Below are 17,755 nucleotides of genomic sequence, written 5' to 3' on the forward strand. Positions count from 1 at the left end.
GTGCCTCACGAGACGCACATTTCCCGCAGGAGTGTCGCACCTTCCGTTCCATTCCACTGTGCGTGAGAACAAAGATAGAATTTCCATTGCCTATGGGTTTAAGGATTTATACTATAACCGTTTGATTTCACTGCAGGCGCTCGCTTTTACAGAGGGCGGTCCGGGAGCGTCCTCGGCTTTTAGCCTGNTCGTCTCACGAAGACGCGCAATTCCCAAAGGAGTGTCGCCACCTTCCGTTGCGTTCGACTCAGTTTCTCCGTTTAGCTTATGTCCGTCAAACTAGATAAAAAGGTTAGTAAAACTACTTCTCTCGGTATACAATCTAGTTAGGGATAATAGTAGAGTGAGATCATGAGGTAATGTCATCGGTGGTTATTCTTAATTATTTTTTTGGAGTGATTTCATGTACAAACCTATTCAGGCGATTCTGCCGGTTGTTTTGCTGTTGATGTTGCTGCTGCTGCTGCCTTATCAGAGAGACTTTGCTTTTGCAGAGGAAGCTCCACAATCGGATGGTGTCATCGTCAAGTATAAGGCGACGGATGATGAACCGATCAACGAGTTGATAGAGAAGGTTGAGGTTCCAAAAGGGCAAACAACAGACAAGCTGATCGAAAAGCTTGAGAAACGGAAGAATGTCGAGTATGCAGAGCCGAACTATTTGTTCAAGAAGATGGAAATACCAAACGATCCAGCCTACATAGATCAATGGCATCATGAAAATCTTGGAACGGAAGCGGCATGGACAAAGTCGATGGGGGCGAATGGTATGATCGTGGCGATCATCGACGACGGGATCGATCGCAAACATGAGGATTTAACCGGGAAAATCGTCAACGCCTATGATACGATCCGCAAACGGAAGAATATTTTGCCGGAAGGGCAGCATGGGACGCATATTGCAGGCATCATTGCTGGAAGTGCCAACAACGGCATTGGTGGAGCGGGCGTTGCTCCGAATGTGAAACTGATGCCCATCAACGTTTTTGAAGGAAAATATGCCGATACGGCCAATATCATTGAGGCGATACATTATGCGATCCAGCATAAAGCGAACATCATCAATATGAGTCTTGGAGTTAACGCGTATTCCGAGGCGTTTAATAAAGCCGTCCAGGAAGCCTCGAAAAAAGGGATCTTGATTGTCGCGGCTGCAGGTAATGAAGGCGATATGGGGAAAAATGTGCAGCGAGTATACCCAGCTGCATACAGTAACGTCATCTCCGTTGCGTCGACGGATAAAAGTGATAAGCGCACCAGTTATTCCAATTACGATTCAACTGTGGATATTGCAGCTCCTGGAGATAAGATCCTTTCAACCTTACCGCATGGTAGATATGGCTGGATGAGCGGAACATCGATGGCCACGCCTATGGTGGCGGGGGTAGCGGCACTCATTTGGTCCAATGAACCGAAGCTCAACAAAACGGAGGTTGAATATCGTCTCTATGATTCAGCGAAGGATCTGGGTACGAAAGGGAAAGACATATACTATGGAAACGGGAAGGTCAATGCCAAAAAGGCTCTCGAAATGAAGACGCTGGCACGACCGGTCGTTCAAACGATTTCCGATAAGGACATCAAGGTAACAGGGAACATCCCAGCCGACTTTAAAACAGGAACCGTCTCGATTTACACCGATAAGAAACAGCTGGCGACAGTGAAGATCAACGGCCAAAAGACGTTTGCGGCAACGATTGCCAAACAAACAGCCGGCACGGCGATCTCGACAAGGATCATTGATAATTCTGGGAATAAAAGTGTGCCCGTTACATTTAAAGTGGAAGATAAAACCGCGCCTAGTAAACCGTCAGTCAATACGGTTGGTGACAATACGGTAAAAGTGACCGGCAAAGCGGAGGCGGGCTCTTCCGTCACTGTCAAAAATCGCAGTACGGTCCTTGGCAAAGCGAATGCCAATGGCGCAGGAAACTTCACCATAACGATATCAAAAAAACAAAAAGCCGGAATCGTCCTCTCGATTACAGCAACGGATAAAGCCGGCAATACTAGTCAATTTAAAACCGTGACCGTCGCAGACAAAACCGCACCTAGTAAACCGACGGTCGACAAAGTCACGACCAAAACGACGATCGTAACAGGCAAAGCTGAAGCCAATTCGACTATGTCCATCAAGGTATCAGGGAAAGAGATCGGCTCTGCCACAGCAACGAATAAAGGCACCTTCGCGGTTAGGATCCCGAAGCAAAAAGCAGGGAAGAACCTTTATGTTACAGCTAAAGACAAAGCGAAACATGTAAGTGAAGCAAGAAAAGTCACGGTTACCAAGTAACTGTAAGAGCAGCCACCAAATTGGTTATTGGGGGCTGTTTGCTTTTAATCAATCCAGTATCAGGGAATTCACATCTGATTATCCGCCAACAAATGAAAGGGTACTAACAATAATTTGTGCCTCAACCGTTTTGACACAAAAAAGAAGCAATAGTCCATACTGCTCCCGGATTTCCGATATATTGACCTTCACGAATTTCTTTAAATCTCACCTTCTTCAAGCCTCCTATTATACTCCACTTTACTGATCATTCCCTTTGCGTTACAAGTTAGGCAATCGGTATAAATATCGTAGGCACCTGTACCTGCACAAACATGGCATTTCACATGAGTTTCCGGTATATCCTTATGCATGAATGAAAAAATCTTTTCAATATACTGCAGAATAATCATTACCAAAACTCCTTTTTTTTTCTATCATACAACGAAAAAGTGTGAAGGGAGCATGATATACAGTAACATTACTTAAACCATATACAGCCATTACATAGTTTACATGAAATTAAAGAAAGACCCTGATATGTAATTGACCTTTGTACCTCCATCTCACCAGTTGTTCAGAATAGCTATAGGACAATTCTAATGGAATTAATTTCTTAAGTTGAATTTTGCTGCAACAATCGCACCTTCCTACCTATTGTTCATTATAAAGAACATACGTAGAATTATAAAAGACGATTAAAATACAGCTCTATTACATTTATTTTTATTAAGTGCATGAAAATGTTAGCTAGATGTTTTTATCCGAAAGAGCGGAAAGAGGTTATAAAGATGATTGATATACACTCCCACATTTTACCCGGTGTTGATGACGGGGCCAAGCACATTACAGAGAGCATAGCCATGGCAAAGCTTGCAGTATCGGAGGGTATTCAGACCATCATTGCCACTCCTCATCATAAAAATGGTCATTTTGAAAATGAGAAAAACGATATTATCGAAAAAGTCGCAGAACTAAATGAAGTATTGAAAGCGGAGGCGATTGACCTCGAAGTCTTGCCAGGTCAGGAAACAAGAATATATGGAGATTTATTATCGGATCATCAGGAAGCAAGGATTCTAACACTTAACGATGCAGGAAGATATGTGTTCATCGAATTGCCATCTGACCATGTTCCGGCCTATACAGAACCTTTATTATATGAAATTCAAATGAAAGGGCTAGTTCCGATCATTGTTCATCCAGAGAGGAATCTGGAGTTTTTGGAATCCCCCAATCACCTTTATAAGCTTGTTAAGCATGGGGCCTTGACACAAATAACGGCAAAAAGCATTGTCGGCGGGTTTGGGAAGAAAACGAAAAAATTCGCCCTGCAGCTAATAGAGAAAAAGTTGACTCACTATGTCGCGTCTGATGCACATAATACGAAAAACCGTGCCTTCCATATGCTTGCGGCTTTCAATGAAATAGAAAACAAATATGGTGCAGACATGAAATATTTATTCATGGAAAATGCCGAGCTGCTCGTCCAAGGCAAACTCGCCTACAAGGAAATGCCGGAAAAAATAGAAACTAGAAAATTTTTGGGCATATTTTAATACAAAACGCCACACCACCTTAAGTGGGATGTGGCGTTTTCACATTAAGGCTGTTTAACGAAGAACTCCTCTAAATACAAGCTCCATATTTTATACCCATTTTCATTAGGTAACTCACGGTCTTCGTTCAAGACATCCTTCATATTTTCGGATGACAAATCCGGCCAATTGCTCCAGTGGTTAAGGTACGGAATTTTGTTGACTTTAGCGTATTTTTCCAGTTCCTTCACTTGATTTGGATAATATGTAGCCTTGTATAAAGGGTTAGGCGGTTGAAGCATGAACTGTGTTTCCTTGCGGTCGGATGTAACATCTTTAATGATTGACGTGATATTTGCAAGAGACTCGTCGATGGGGACATTCCCATTATCCTTAATTGTAAAAGGCTCCAATAAAATCAAATCGGCTTTAGCTTCGATTAAATCTTCTTGTTTATTTTGGAGCACGAATTGTGAACTCATCAAATCGTAAATTAAACCATCTACCTGAACGGTGTCTCCGTATGTAGTATCCAGCTGATCAGCTAAATCATCAGGTAAGTTATACGTCTCATTTCCAAGGGAATTCGAACCAACCAACAATAACTTGAACGGTTTTCCCTCTGATAATCTTTGTTTATATAACTCTTGGCTTTCCTTCGGCCAATTCCCGATGTATTTAATTAAGTCTTCACGGTGGGGACTTGCTTTACTAGTTTCCACCTGCGGATTTTTTGTTGCAGGCTCACTGATGCTAGCTTCGGAGATTTTACCTTTCCAATGAATATTACCCATGACTATGGATGTGATGGCGAGCATTACACAAAAAGTAGGTAACAAGACCTTCATACTGATTCCTCCATGACATAATGTTACATATTTCCACAAAATAATTGTAATTTGTACCAATAATGAAATATTCATACCAATTTATTAGGGCGTATGGTTTAATATAAATATCAAATTACCTAAAATTATGGCAAAAAAAACAATGAATGGCAAGTTTTTATGTTATAATACGTTTGCTGTTATTTATAAGTTGGAGGGAATCATGGAAGAAACAATAAGTATTAAAGACCTATTTTTAACCCTGCGAAAGCGATTAAACCTAATCATCATCGTAACGGCACTTGCTGTTTTAGTAAGTGGAGCTGTCAGCTATTTTCTATTAACGCCAATCTATCAGGCATCCACGCAACTGCTGGTCAATCAATCGAAGAATGAAGAAGCACTCTATAACTACAATGAAGTCCAAACGAACCTTCAATTAATCAATACATATAATGTCATCATTAAAAGTTCGGCAATATTGGAGTTAGTTAAAGAAGATCTTAATCTTGATATGACAGCAGCAGAGCTAAATGAAAAGATCACGGTTGCAAGTGAACAAAATTCACAAGTGGTCAATATTATTGTCGAGGATGAAAATCCACAAACGGCAGTGGATATTGCCAATAAGACGGCAGAAGTGTTTCAAAAACAAATCGTCGAGATCATGAACGTAGATAATGTAACGTTATTGGCCAAAGCGGAGAATAAAGAAAACCCATCTCCAATCAAGCCACAGCCGTTGCTTAACATTGCGATAGCATTGGTTGTCGGATTAATGGCGGGTGTAGGGCTTGCGTTCTTGCTGGAATATTTGGATAACACGATCAAGACAGAGCAGGATATCGAGAAACAACTAGGGGTGCCTATACTTGGTGTCATTGGAACGATTGATGGCCAAGGGGATAATAGTTTACGCTCCGAAAGAACGACTACACGTGGAAGAGGCGAAAAAGTTGGCTAAAGATAAAAAGATAAAGCTTGATTCTAAAAGAAAGTTAATTGCGAAATTCAATCCTAAATCCCCGATATCGGAACAATTCCGCACCATCCGGACAAACATTCAATTCTCGGCTGTTGATGAAGAGGTACGTTCAATCATGGTCACATCTTCAGGTCCGGGCGAAGGAAAATCCACAACAGCGGCCAATCTCGCTATCGTATTCGCCCAACAAGGAAAAACGGTTCTTCTTGTCGATGCTGACTTGAGAAAACCGACCGTTCATTACACCTTCAATTTACCGAATACGTTCGGAATGACGAATGTATTGACGAAACGGATGGATTTAAAGGAAGCTGTCGTTGAAACTGATGAAAAAAACCTTTTTGTGTTATCCAGCGGCCCAATCCCGCCTAATCCAGCTGAATTACTAGGCTCAAAATCGATGACCGAGGTATTCGAACGATTTTACGAGGAATTTGACATCATCGTCATGGATACACCTCCAGTTTTAGCGGTAACGGATGCCCAAATTCTATCGAACAAATGTGATGGAACGATTCTAGTCGTTTCGAGCGGGAAAACCGGAACGGAACAAGCAATAAAAGCAAAAGAACTATTGAATGCTGCTTCATGCAACCTTTTAGGTGTTGTGTTAAATAACAAAAAAATGCAAAAAAACAGCCAATACTACTATTATTACGGAAACTGAAAAAAGGACTGCTTAGCTGTTCGTCTGTAGTTTACTAGAGTGTATATTCGTAATTTTCGTACAGTAAAACAATCAGGATAAAGGGGTGAAGGCATGATAGACATCCATTCCCACATATTGCCCGGGGTTGATGATGGCGCTAAATCGATCGAGGATAGTCTGCAAATGGCGAGAATGGCCGTAATTGAGGGAATACATAAGATCATTGCAACTCCCCATCATATGAATGGCAAATACGAAAATCGTAAAGAAGACATCATTGCCAGGGTGGCAACCCTTAATGAAGTGTTGCAAGCGCAAGCGATACCGCTTGAAATCCTTCCGGGACAAGAGACAAGGATATATGGAGATATGTTGAAAGATTATAAACTTGAAGAGATCGTCACCTTGAATGATGGCGGTAAGTATCTTTTCATTGAACTACCATCGGCACATGTCCCGCGCTATACGGAACAATTGCTCTCAGATATACAGTTCGAGCGTCTAACTCCGATTATTGTCCACCCGGAACGAAACCAAGAATTAATCGAAAATCCCGATCTTTTATATAAGCTTGTCAATAACGGGACACTTACACAAGTGACCGCCGCTAGCGTTTCAGGTGCCTTCGGGAAAGCAATACAAAAATTCTCCATGCAATTAATTGAGGCGAACTTAACGCACTTCGTTTCATCAGATGCTCATAATATCACAAATCGAAGCTTCAAAATGAACGAAGCTTATGATGCCATTGAAAAGAAATACAGCGTAGACTATGTCAACCTGTTCCTGGATAATGCCGAGTTGCTTGTCGAAGGTAAATCCATTTATAAAGAAGTTCCTGAAAAGATTAAAAAGAAAAAGTTTTTAGGCGTTTTTTGATTTAAGTAATTTTGAGAATATTCAGTTATTTGGACCACCTTCATTGTTTAGTAACAAGTAACTAATGCTTGCGGCAGGATATGAGCTGAACCCAGGTCAGGCTGCATCATTTTATTTTTTCAATCTTGCCAATTTTCACTGAAGTGAATAATACTGCCTATTTTTTATCGGATGAAAAATTCAGTAGTTTAACAGATTTTTTCATTTCCTGAAAAATTAGAAAGATATTTTGCACCGGAACAATGAGGAAAACGAATAACTAGAGGGGGAAACAAATATGAAAAAGGTGAAAAAAGCAATAATTCCAGCGGCGGGGCTAGGAACAAGGTTCCTGCCTGCGACAAAAGCGATGCCCAAGGAAATGCTGCCTATCGTAGATAAGCCGACCATCCAATATATCATTGAAGAAGCCGTCGCGTCAGGAATTGAAGATATCATTATCGTCACCGGCAAAGGCAAGCGTGCCATTGAGGATCACTTCGATAACGCATTCGAACTCGAAAACAATTTAATGGAGAAAAACAAATACGAATTACTTGAAAAAGTCCAAGCACCTTCCAAAGTGGACATACACTACATAAGGCAAAAAGAACCAAAAGGATTAGGCCACGCAGTCTGGTGTGCAAGGAAATTCATTGGCGATGAGCCATTCGCCGTTTTGCTGGGCGACGATATCGTCCAAGCGGAAACACCTTGTTTAAAACAATTGATCAACGAATACGATAAAACCCTCTCGTCGGTCATCGGTGTCCAAACCGTTCCACAAGAAGAAACGCACCGTTACGGAATTGTCGATCCAGGCAGCCAAAACGGGCGACGCTATGAAGTAAACAACTTTGTCGAAAAACCAGCAAAAGGAACAGCACCATCCAACCTGGCAATCATGGGCCGATACATTTTTACCCCGGAAATATTCATGTTCCTGGAGAAACAAGAACTAGGAGCAGGCGGAGAAATTCAACTTACCGATGCCATCCAAAAACTGAACGAAATACAACGAGTCTTTGCCTACGACTTTGAAGGAAAACGATTTGACGTCGGCGAGAAATTAGGATTCATCCAGACAACAATCGAGTTTGCACTGAAGAACAACAATCTTAAAGATGATATTTTAGCCTTTATAGAGGACTTACTAGAAAAACAAAAGATAAAAGACTAAACGAGTAAGGGAGGATCCAATTTGAAAGCTGTAGCAGTTGAGCAGAGGGTGGCATCATCTGACCACATATTAACGGCTGACCAAGTAAATGCTAACGTAAGCTATTTAAGAACGAAAAGAATCATAGACATCATAGGTTCACTCTTAGGAATTATATTTTTATCACCCCTTTTTATCCTTGTAGCTATACTAATTAAAATCGAAGACCCAAAAGGACCTGTTTTCTTTAAACAGGTTCGAGTAGGTAAAGCAGAAACTGAATTCCATATGTACAAATTCAGATCCATGGTCTCCGACGCCGAAGAAAGATTAAAAGACTTACTAGCCCTAAACGAAGTCTCAGGAGCCATGTTTAAAATGAAGGATGACCCGAGGATAACAAGAATCGGTAAGTTCATCCGCAAAACGAGTATAGATGAGCTGCCTCAACTATGGAACGTATTAAAAGGTGATATGAGCTTGGTTGGGCCCAGGCCGCCGCTGCTACGCGAGGTAGAGGAATATACCTCTTATGATAAGCAACGATTACTAGTTACTCCTGGGTGCACAGGGTTATGGCAGGTAAGTGGGAGAAATGAAACGAGTTTTTCACAAATGGTAGAGTTAGATTTGATATATATAAAAAAATCGACTATCTTTTTTGATTTAAAAATTTTAGTGAAAACAGTGCTGGTCCTGATTTCAGGAAAAGGAGCGTATTAAGATTTTTAACATAATTGGTAGCAGGAAAATTTTAATAATTTTATTTTTATTTGCACTATTTATAATAACGGGCTTCTTTCCTGTTGTTGGGATTTTATTTCTATCTATACTTATTATTATTATTATTACTTGGATAAAACCAAATTTCATGGTTTATTCCTTAATTGTTTATATTCCTTTAGAAGAGATAGTTTTAAAGATGTTTCCAACATCTATAACTGGTGTTATTAGGTTTGGATTAGAACCTTTCTTACTTTTAATATTTTGTCAAATAGTAATAAAAAAAATTGTTCAAAAAGAACCATTAAAATTCGGGAAGGTATCTCTCTTTATATTGTTATTTTCAATTATAGGTTTAATATCAAATTTGTTGAATTCTAATAATATGGTTATTTACATATTAGGGGTTAGGCCTTTTATTAGATATTATCTCTTTTATTTAATTATAATAAATTTGAAAAATATAAATATAAAAAGAATTTTTTGTTTAATCACAATAACTTTTACATTTGAAGTTGGTTTAGGAATACTTCAAGTATATTTTCCAGTTTTATTATCGTTATTTTCCTCAGAAAGTGTTGTATTAGGTAAACAAGTAATAAAAGGTTCATATGAAAACAACTATAGTGACATATTTATTTTTGGTTCATTGGGTAGGTATAATATATATGCAAATTATTTAGTACATATTTTCTTATTTATTCTTCCATTTTATTTATACAAAGTTTTTTATAGTAAAGTAAATAATAAAATCTTACCTTTATTATTAATTTCATTAGTCGCTATTGTATTTACAAATTCTAGAACAAGCTTGATTAGTTTATTAATTGGGGGAATTGTGATTTTTCTATTATATAGGAAATTAACCCCAAAAATAATTTTCTCTTTATTTGGTTTGTTCTTACTAGCTTTAGTTTTTTTGATGATAGGAGTTAGTTTTGAGGTTGAATTTTTTAATAGATTTACAACTATTTTTACCTCAGAATATATTTCCCAGTCTTTAAAAACTGACCGATTACATGTTTTGTTTTATATCTTACCATTCATTCTCCAAAGTAAACCCTTTTTTGGTTTTGGACCTGGTGAAGTGGGTTCTGATGTAACTGGAGGTACAATTGGTAGTCAAGCATTGTTTAATACTACGGATTTTATTAATAATCCTTTTTTAAGTGATGTAGGACATGTTGCTCTAATTGCACAAACTGGATTAATTGGATACTTAGCTTATGGCTTGATTTTTTTATACAGTTTAAAGGTGTCCCTATCTATTTTTAAGGATACAGAGAGTAGTTTATATAAATCTATAGCTATGGGGTTATTCTTAAATCTATGCGTTATATTTTTTGAGAATTTTTCTTCATTTAACATAATATATAGACCAATTTCAGCTTACTTATGGATAATGATAGGTATATTATTTTATATTAAATTGAATACAAAGGAAAAAAAATATGACAAAAATATTAATGATTGATATAGGATCCCATTTTGGTGGGGCAGAAAAGCATATCTTTGATCTAGTAAATGAGGCAGAAAAAAAATTCCCATCTTTAAATTTTCATATTGTGGTCAGAAAAAGTAATCGTTTGTATGATTTACTCAATAATAAACAAAATAGTAATGTGGAATTTTATCTTCTAAAAGAAACGGGGATAGAATTCAATGATATTTTTAGGCTTGTAAAATATATAAAAAAACAAAATATTGAAGTTATGCACGCGCATACTGTGGCTTCGAATATACTCGGATGTATTTTATCACTACTAACAAAAGCTAAAGTTGTAACTACTATACATGGGATTATCAATTATGATTATCCAAATAGATTAAAAAAAACAATTTATAGGATACTGGAAAGAAGCCTACTAAAGCTAAATAATAAATATATATGTGTATCTAAATTTGTTTATAACGATTTGATGAAAAATCATTATAATAAAGAAAAATTATCAATAATATACAATGGAGTAATTGTAAAAAAATCAAATCCAGAATACCTTGAAAAATTAAGAAGGAAATATGGTTTAAATGGTAGTAAAGTATTAGGTACTGTTGCACGATTAGAAAAGGTAAAAAATATACAATTGTTATTAGAGATTACAAAAGAAATTAAAAAGGATAATCAGGATGTCAAAGTTTTAATTGTCGGGGAAGGTGAACAAAAACACAAGTTAAAAAGATATACCGAGGAATTAAATATCCAAAATAATATAATTTTCCTAGGTTTTAAAGAAAATCCATATCCATATATAGAACTAATGGATATATACGTTCAAACTTCTTTGATGGAAACATTTGGGTTGACGGTAATTGAGGCTGTTAAATTAGGTAAACAAGTTACGTGCTTTAATATCGGGGCTTTGACAGAATTTCAAACGTTAATGCCAAATCGTATTTATGCATTACAAGAAAAATCTAATTTTGTACCTAAGATAAAACATCTTCTTGAAGAAGGCAATGATTATAATAAAGATTCTATTAATGATCTTTTTAATTGGGAAAATTGTATAAAAGAGATAAACAGCATTTATATTAAAATGGTAAAGGATGAATAAAGAATGACTAAAGTACTAGTTTTTGGGTATTATGGAGATAAAAATCTTGGAGATGAAATATTGTTACAAGGAATTTTAACTTCTTTTAAATTAGAAAATCCATCATTAGATGTTACTATCCTATCAAAAAATCCTAAACTAACAAGTGAAAGATTTAATATTAAATCAACCAATGCACCAAGAAAAAATAAGTATCTATTAAAGTTTATTAGAGAAATCTCTAAAACAGATATATTTATTTTAGGTGGAGGAGGACTAATTCAAGACTTCATAGGAATTAAACAACTTTTTTATTGGATTTCGAGCCTTCTAATTGCTAAAATTTTCAGAAAAAAGACAATGCTCTATTCAATAGGAGTTGGGCCATTAGGTACAAAACAATCAAGAATTGTTACACGGTTTTTTCTGAAATTTGCAGATTTAATTACAGTTCGGGATGAGGGTAGTGCAGATTTATTATTAGAGATAGGTGTAAGAAAAGATAAGATTTTTGTGACCGCGGATCCTGCATTTGTTTTAAATCCTGAAATTAAAAAAAATAAAATTTCGATTCGTGAAAATTCTATTGGTATTTCTTTTTTACCGTATTTTAACATAGTAAATAATAATAGTATGGAAAGTGAGTTAGAACTAAACTTCATAAAATTCATTAATCAATTGATAGAAACCCAAGGGTATAATGTATATCTCATACCTTTGCATAATTTAGAAGGAGAGACTCATGATTTAGGAGCTGCAAAAAGAATCCTTGCTGGTATAAAAAATAAGGAGAAAATCTTACTGTTAGATGAGGATCTTACTCCTACTGAAGCTTTAAATATATTTGGGGAATTCGAAATTTTCGTGGGTGTAAGATTGCATTCTTTGATAATGTCTGCAATTAATAATGTTCCATTTGTGAGCATTAATTATCATCCCAAGGTAGAGAGTTTTATAAAATTGGTTAATCAAGAGAGGTATAGCTTAAATATCAATAATGTTACTGACGAAGAACTTATGGAAAAGTTTTTATTATTGAAAGAGAATAAACAAAATGAAATAAAAACAATAAAAAATGAGTTTCAGCAATTAAGAAAGAAAAGTTTATCTACGCAAACTTTATTAAGAAATTTTATTAATAAAGATTAAGGTATAAAAATGAATATTAAAACTGTTTTATTAAATAGATTCTCAAATAATATTTTAATTGGCTCTCTTTTACTCTCAGTTGGAATGTTAATTACAAGATTTATTGCTTTTTATCGAGAGTTTCTCTTAGTTACGGACTCATCATTTATGGGCTTATCAGATACTTTATATATTGCACTTATAATTAATGATTTTTTATATTTTTTATTAGTTGGAGGTGTATTAGGAGCTACATTTGTTCCATATTATGCTAAAAAAATTGTAATAAATAAGGTTGAAGCTCAAAGAGATTCAAATATTATCTTCGGTTATCTATTATTGTTACTAGGCTCTTTAACAGTAATTGTATATTTAAAACCTGAAATGATTTTTAGTTTAATATTAAAAAATGAAGAAGTACCTGAAATGTTGATTCATCTAACAAATGCCTTAATACCATCATGGTTTTTAATAGTTTTAAATGGCTTTCTTTTAGCAATATTTAATGCGCATAAGAAATTTTATGAATATTCTCTCTCTCTGATATTAAATAACATTTTGATGTTAATAAGTATTTTGTTTTTTAAAAATTATATAGGAATATATTCTTTTCCACTCGGAATAACAGTGGGAAATTTAGCGCAATTTATTTTTTTAATATTAAAAGGTCGGATCTGGGGAATGAAATTAATTCCTACATTCAAATGGAATAAGGAAATATTCAACTTATTAGTCAAATCTATCCCCCTAACATTTTTCTTAGGGTACTATCAAATTAGTCTTATCTTATTTCAAAGGTATGCTTTTGTGAACGATGGGCTAGTTTCAAGTGTTAAATTTTCTGATAAATTAATCCAGGTATTTTTTGGAGTACTTATTGTGTCATATATAACCGCAGTTTTACCTTATCTGGTTGAAAGCTTTATTAAGGTCGGAAATGAATTCAATAAATTTTTCGAAGATATAATTATATCTGTAAAAACAAGGATACTACCTATCTTCTTATTATTATATTTTTGTAGTCCTCAGTTAATAAATACAATGGAATTCATATTGAATAATTCTTTTAATATACAAAATTTAGATCAAACTTTTAAAGTTTTTTCAATATTATTTGTTTTTATGTCTTTTGCTTTTATACTAACTAGAGTATATATAGTGATGAATCTTAATAAATTTATAGTTTTTTTTAGCTGTATTACACTTGTTATTTCATATTTTTTTTATGAACTAGAACTTATGAATTACATGAATACTTTTTTAATGAGTAACTTGATTTACTTTTTATTATTGTACTCATATTTAATTTTCAAAAAATATATAACTTTTACTAAAAGAATGTATTTTAGTTTCATTTTTTTACTCTTTGAATTTATTCTAATATATTTATTTACAAAGTGTTTTGGTAATTTCATTATAGTAATAATTTTAATAGTAATAGCTACATTATTTTATGGTTATTTTTTTCGAAAAGTTATGAAATAAATAGGATGTGTGTTTATGAACGTATTTATTATTGGCTCAAAAGGTATTCCGGCTAAATATGGAGGTTTTGAAACCTTTGTAGAATATTTAACATCACGTAAGGTAAGCAATCAAATTTTGTATCATGTTTCATGTTTAGGTGAAGAAAATAGTGAATTCTATTATCAAAATGCTCGATGTTTTAATGTGAAGGTTCCAAATGTGGGAAGTGCAAGTGCTGTTTTATATGATATTTTAAGCTTAAAAGAGAGCATTCGTTATATTAAAGAGGAGAAAATAGATAATTGCATTATTTATATACTGGCATGTCGAATCGGTCCTGTCTTTTCGTATTATAAAAATCAGTTAGAAAAAATGGGTGTACAAGTATTCGTTAATCCAGATGGACATGAATGGAAACGTAGTAAATGGAATTACTGGATTAAACGCTATTGGAAGTTATCTGAAAAATTGATGGTTAAGAATGCAGATTTATTAGTCTGTGATTCAATAGGAATAGAGAGTTACATACGTGCTGAGTATAATTCTTATAACCCTAAAACCAGATTTATTGCATATGGGGCTGATATTACTCCTTCTCAATTGAGTGCTAAGGACGAAGTACTGATCGAGTGGTATAAAAAGTATCAGATTCAACCCAAAGAATATTATTTAGTTGTTGGAAGATTTGTTCCTGAGAATAATTATGAATTAATGATTACAGAATTTATGAATTCCTCTACAACAAAAGATTTTATTCTTATTGCAAATGTTGAAGAAAATGCTTTTTATGAGCGATTGAAACGCACAACTAATTTTGAAAAGGACCATCGAATTAAGTTTGTAGGAACCGTTTATGATCAAGAATTACTTAAAAAAATAAGGGAAAATGCTTATGGGTATTTTCATGGACATGAAGTTGGGGGAACAAATCCTTCTCTCTTAGAAGCTTTAGCTTCTACAAGTATAAATTTACTTTTGGACGTTGTCTTTAATAAGGAAGTTGGAAAAGAATGTGCTGTTTATTTCTCGAAAGAAACTAGTTCACTCACTAATTTAATTAATGAAGTAGAGAAATTCTCTACAGGTCAAATAGAGATACTAGGTAAAGCAGCTAAAGAAAGAATTAGGACAGAATATTCATGGGATAAAATTGTAAATGAATATGAAACATTATTTTCAAGTAATTAAAGTACTAATAAAAGAAACGCAATTTTCTTAAAAAATTTTTTAATTTTAACTATGCAGTAACAACATCATTGTACTAGACAAGTAAGAAAACTAATAATGAGGTGGCAAATGAAAGGAATCATATTAGCAGGCGGAAGTGGTACACGTCTTTATCCAATAACTAAGTCGATATCAAAACAATTAATTCCGGTTTACGATAAACCAATGATTTATTATCCGTTATCTGTATTAATGCTTGCAGGTATTCGGGATATATTAATTATTTCAACACCAGAAGATACGCATAGATTTGAGCAACTTCTGGGTGATGGAAAAGAATTGGGAATCGAGTTGAGTTATGCTATCCAGTCTTCACCTGATGGTTTAGCACAGGCATTTATCATTGGAGAAGATTTCATTGGTGATGAATCGGTTGCTCTAGTTCTAGGTGATAATATTTTCTATGGGCACGGTTTTACGAAAGTTTTGGAACGAGTTGCCAGTCAAAAAAAAGGAGCGACTATATTTGGCTACAATGTAAAAGATCCAGAGCGCTTTGGAGTTGTTGAATTTGATGAAAGTGGGAAGGCGGTTTCCATTGAAGAAAAACCGCAAACTCCAAAATCAACCTATGCAGTTACAGGACTATATTTTTATGATAACGATGTTGTTGAAATAGCGAAATCTATTAACCCTTCTGAACGGGGCGAATTGGAAATTACATCAGTTAATGAGGAATATTTACGGAGAGGGAAGCTCCAAGTAGAGTTAATGGGGCGTGGTTTTGCATGGTTAGACACAGGGACTCATGAATCTTTATTAGAAGCTTCTACTTTTATAGAAACGATAGAAAAACGGCAAAGTTTAAAGGTTGCTTGTTTAGAAGAGATTGCTTATCGAAAAGGATATATTTCAAGAGATCAACTCATAAAGTTGGCTGAACCCTTAAAGAAAAATGAATATGGAAAATATATGATGCGCTTAGCTGAGCAAGTATTAATTGATAAAAATTTAGTGGGTGCAAAATCATGAATATTACAAAAACAAAATTAAATGGTGTAATGGTGATTGAACCAATAATCTTTGGTGATCACCGTGGGTGGTTTACTGAAACTTATAATGAAGAGAACTTTAAAAAAGCTGGTATAGACATAGTTTTTATACAAGATAATCATTCATTTTCTGCCATAAAAGGAACGCTACGAGGACTACATTATCAAAAGGATCCAAAAGCACAAACAAAGCTTGTTCGTTGTACAAAAGGCTCAATCTTTGATGTAGCAATTGATATTCAAAAAGAAAGTCCTACCTATGGTGAATGGTTTGGAGTAGAGCTTAGTGAAGAAAATAAAAAGCAATTATTGGTTCCAAAAGGATTTGCTCATGGTTTTATGACGCTAACAGATGATGTTGAGGTTCAGTATAAAGTGGATGAGTTGTATTCTCCAGAAAATGATAGAGGAATTATTTGGAATGACCCAGAAATAGGGATTCAATGGCCAATGGATATTGAACCTGTCTTATCTGCTAAAGATGAAAATGCTCCGTTACTAAAGGATGCTGAAAATAATTTTGTGAGTGGAGAATAGGCCATGAAAGTTTTAGTAACTGGTTATAGTGGTCAACTTGGCTTTGATGTGGTCAAGGAAGGTAATTATAGAGGGCTGCAGATGTATGGTACCGGCTCTCGTGATATAGATATCACTGATAAAGATTGCGTATCTAAATATGTTACAGAATTAAATCCTGCAGTAATTATTCACTGTGCTGCTTACACAGCTGTTGATAAAGCGGAAGATGATAAAGAGAAATGTTATGATGTTAATGTCAATGGCACTAGGTATTTGGCTGAAGCAGCAAAGGAGATAGGGGCTAAATTTGTTTATATTAGCACGGATTATGTATTGGATGGGCAGGGAGATAAGCCATTTAAAGAAACTGATTCCCCTAATCCTATTGGTTATTATGGTTTCACCAAATTTGAAGGGGAGAAAATCATACAATCTCTCTTAGAGAATTATTTTATTGTGCGGATTTCTTGGGTTTTTGGTACTAATGGAAATAATTTCATTAAAACTATGCTTAAATTATCTGAGTCTCGAGATGTATTAAATGTAGTAGGCGATCAATTCGGTTCTCCTACGTATACTTATGATTTGTCTCGTTTATTATTGGATATGATTCAAACAGATCGTTATGGAATCTACCATGCATCTAATGAAGGTTTTTGTAGTTGGGCAGAATTTGCTCAAGTAATTTTTAAAATTACTAATAAAAATGTAAAGGTAAACTCAATAAATACTGAGGAATATCCAACAAGGGCAGTGCGACCAAAAAATTCAAGACTATCTAAGCAAAAGTTGACAGAAAATGGATTTGTTGCTTTACCTAATTGGAAAGATGCGTTAACCCGGTATATAGAAAAGTTAAATCAAGAGGTGAACTGAA

General features: G+C 35.0%; 17 protein-coding genes. 15 read left to right on the forward strand and 2 right to left on the reverse strand.

Annotated features, from left to right (window positions below):
* Positions 1-403: 403 nt before the first annotated feature.
* The gene (locus ASU00_RS01165; RefSeq protein WP_057911610.1) at positions 404-2,293 is read left to right on the forward strand and encodes a S8 family serine peptidase; all 1,890 of its coding nucleotides are present in this window, start codon (positions 404-406) and stop codon (positions 2,291-2,293) included.
* A 200-nt stretch (positions 2,294-2,493) separates the two neighbouring features.
* Here the strand turns inward: ASU00_RS01165 and ASU00_RS01170 are convergent, their stop codons facing one another.
* On the reverse strand, positions 2,494-2,685 hold the full coding sequence (locus tag ASU00_RS01170) for a hypothetical protein (protein ID WP_057911611.1): 192 nt from the start codon (positions 2,683-2,685) through the stop codon (positions 2,494-2,496).
* 378 nt (positions 2,686-3,063) lie between these two features.
* On the opposite strand from ASU00_RS01170, the gene ASU00_RS01175 reads away from it, so the two are divergent.
* Entirely contained in the window at positions 3,064-3,831 is a 768-nt protein-coding gene (locus ASU00_RS01175) for a tyrosine-protein phosphatase (RefSeq protein ID WP_057911612.1), read from the forward strand.
* Between the two features lie 44 nt (positions 3,832-3,875).
* Here the strand turns inward: ASU00_RS01175 and ASU00_RS01180 are convergent, their stop codons facing one another.
* A complete protein-coding gene (locus ASU00_RS01180) occupies positions 3,876-4,658 on the reverse strand; it encodes an SGNH/GDSL hydrolase family protein (RefSeq protein ID WP_057911613.1) in 783 nt (260 codons plus the stop codon).
* A 202-nt stretch (positions 4,659-4,860) separates the two neighbouring features.
* Between ASU00_RS01180 and ASU00_RS01185 the strand changes: the two genes are divergently transcribed.
* The 13 genes from ASU00_RS01185 (at position 4,861) to rfbD (ending at position 17,754) form a co-directional block, all read left to right on the forward strand.
* A complete protein-coding gene (locus ASU00_RS01185) occupies positions 4,861-5,601 on the forward strand; it encodes a YveK family protein (RefSeq protein WP_057911614.1) in 741 nt (246 codons plus the stop codon).
* Positions 5,594-6,289, forward strand: a complete 696-nt coding sequence (locus ASU00_RS01190; protein ID WP_057911615.1) for a CpsD/CapB family tyrosine-protein kinase — start codon at positions 5,594-5,596, stop codon at positions 6,287-6,289. Before ASU00_RS01185 ends, ASU00_RS01190 begins: the two co-directional genes overlap by 8 nt.
* A 93-nt stretch (positions 6,290-6,382) precedes the next feature.
* On the forward strand, positions 6,383-7,150 hold the full coding sequence (locus tag ASU00_RS01195) for a tyrosine-protein phosphatase (RefSeq protein ID WP_057911616.1): 768 nt from the start codon (positions 6,383-6,385) through the stop codon (positions 7,148-7,150).
* A gap of 277 nt (positions 7,151-7,427) precedes the next feature.
* Entirely contained in the window at positions 7,428-8,309 is an 882-nt protein-coding gene (gene galU, locus ASU00_RS01200) for a UTP--glucose-1-phosphate uridylyltransferase GalU (protein WP_057911617.1), read from the forward strand.
* 48 nt (positions 8,310-8,357) lie between these two features.
* Positions 8,358-9,011 carry a sugar transferase gene (locus ASU00_RS01205; RefSeq protein WP_269085302.1) on the forward strand — a complete coding sequence of 218 codons (654 nt, stop codon included), beginning with the start codon at positions 8,358-8,360 and terminating at the stop codon, positions 9,009-9,011.
* A 199-nt stretch (positions 9,012-9,210) separates the two neighbouring features.
* The gene (locus ASU00_RS01210; RefSeq protein WP_161809676.1) at positions 9,211-10,485 is read left to right on the forward strand and encodes an O-antigen ligase family protein; all 1,275 of its coding nucleotides are present in this window, start codon (positions 9,211-9,213) and stop codon (positions 10,483-10,485) included.
* Positions 10,463-11,566 (forward strand): glycosyltransferase, encoded by a 1,104-nt coding sequence (locus tag ASU00_RS01215; RefSeq protein ID WP_057911620.1) that lies wholly within the window; start codon positions 10,463-10,465, stop codon positions 11,564-11,566. Before ASU00_RS01210 ends, ASU00_RS01215 begins: the two co-directional genes overlap by 23 nt.
* A gap of 3 nt (positions 11,567-11,569) precedes the next feature.
* Complete coding sequence (gene csaB / locus ASU00_RS01220; RefSeq protein WP_057911621.1) at positions 11,570-12,694, forward strand: polysaccharide pyruvyl transferase CsaB; 1,125 nt, start codon at positions 11,570-11,572, stop codon at positions 12,692-12,694.
* 9 nt (positions 12,695-12,703) lie between these two features.
* Positions 12,704-14,158, forward strand: coding sequence for a lipid II flippase MurJ (locus tag ASU00_RS01225; RefSeq protein ID WP_057911622.1), 1,455 nt, complete (start codon positions 12,704-12,706; stop codon positions 14,156-14,158).
* A gap of 15 nt (positions 14,159-14,173) precedes the next feature.
* Positions 14,174-15,328 carry a beta 1-4 rhamnosyltransferase Cps2T gene (gene cps2T / locus ASU00_RS01230; RefSeq protein ID WP_057911623.1) on the forward strand — a complete coding sequence of 385 codons (1,155 nt, stop codon included), beginning with the start codon at positions 14,174-14,176 and terminating at the stop codon, positions 15,326-15,328.
* A 108-nt stretch (positions 15,329-15,436) separates the two neighbouring features.
* Positions 15,437-16,339, forward strand: a complete 903-nt coding sequence (gene rfbA, locus ASU00_RS01235) for a glucose-1-phosphate thymidylyltransferase RfbA (RefSeq protein ID WP_057911624.1) — start codon at positions 15,437-15,439, stop codon at positions 16,337-16,339.
* A complete protein-coding gene (rfbC, locus tag ASU00_RS01240) occupies positions 16,336-16,896 on the forward strand; it encodes a dTDP-4-dehydrorhamnose 3,5-epimerase (RefSeq protein ID WP_057911625.1) in 561 nt (186 codons plus the stop codon). The genes rfbA and rfbC overlap by 4 nt, the downstream gene beginning before the upstream one ends.
* Before the next feature lie 3 nt (positions 16,897-16,899).
* Complete coding sequence (rfbD, locus tag ASU00_RS01245; protein ID WP_057911626.1) at positions 16,900-17,754, forward strand: dTDP-4-dehydrorhamnose reductase; 855 nt, start codon at positions 16,900-16,902, stop codon at positions 17,752-17,754.
* Position 17,755: the final 1 nt, after the last annotated feature.

Source organism: Peribacillus muralis, from assembly GCF_001439925.1.
GTDB lineage: Bacteria > Bacillota > Bacilli > Bacillales > DSM-1321 > Peribacillus > Peribacillus muralis.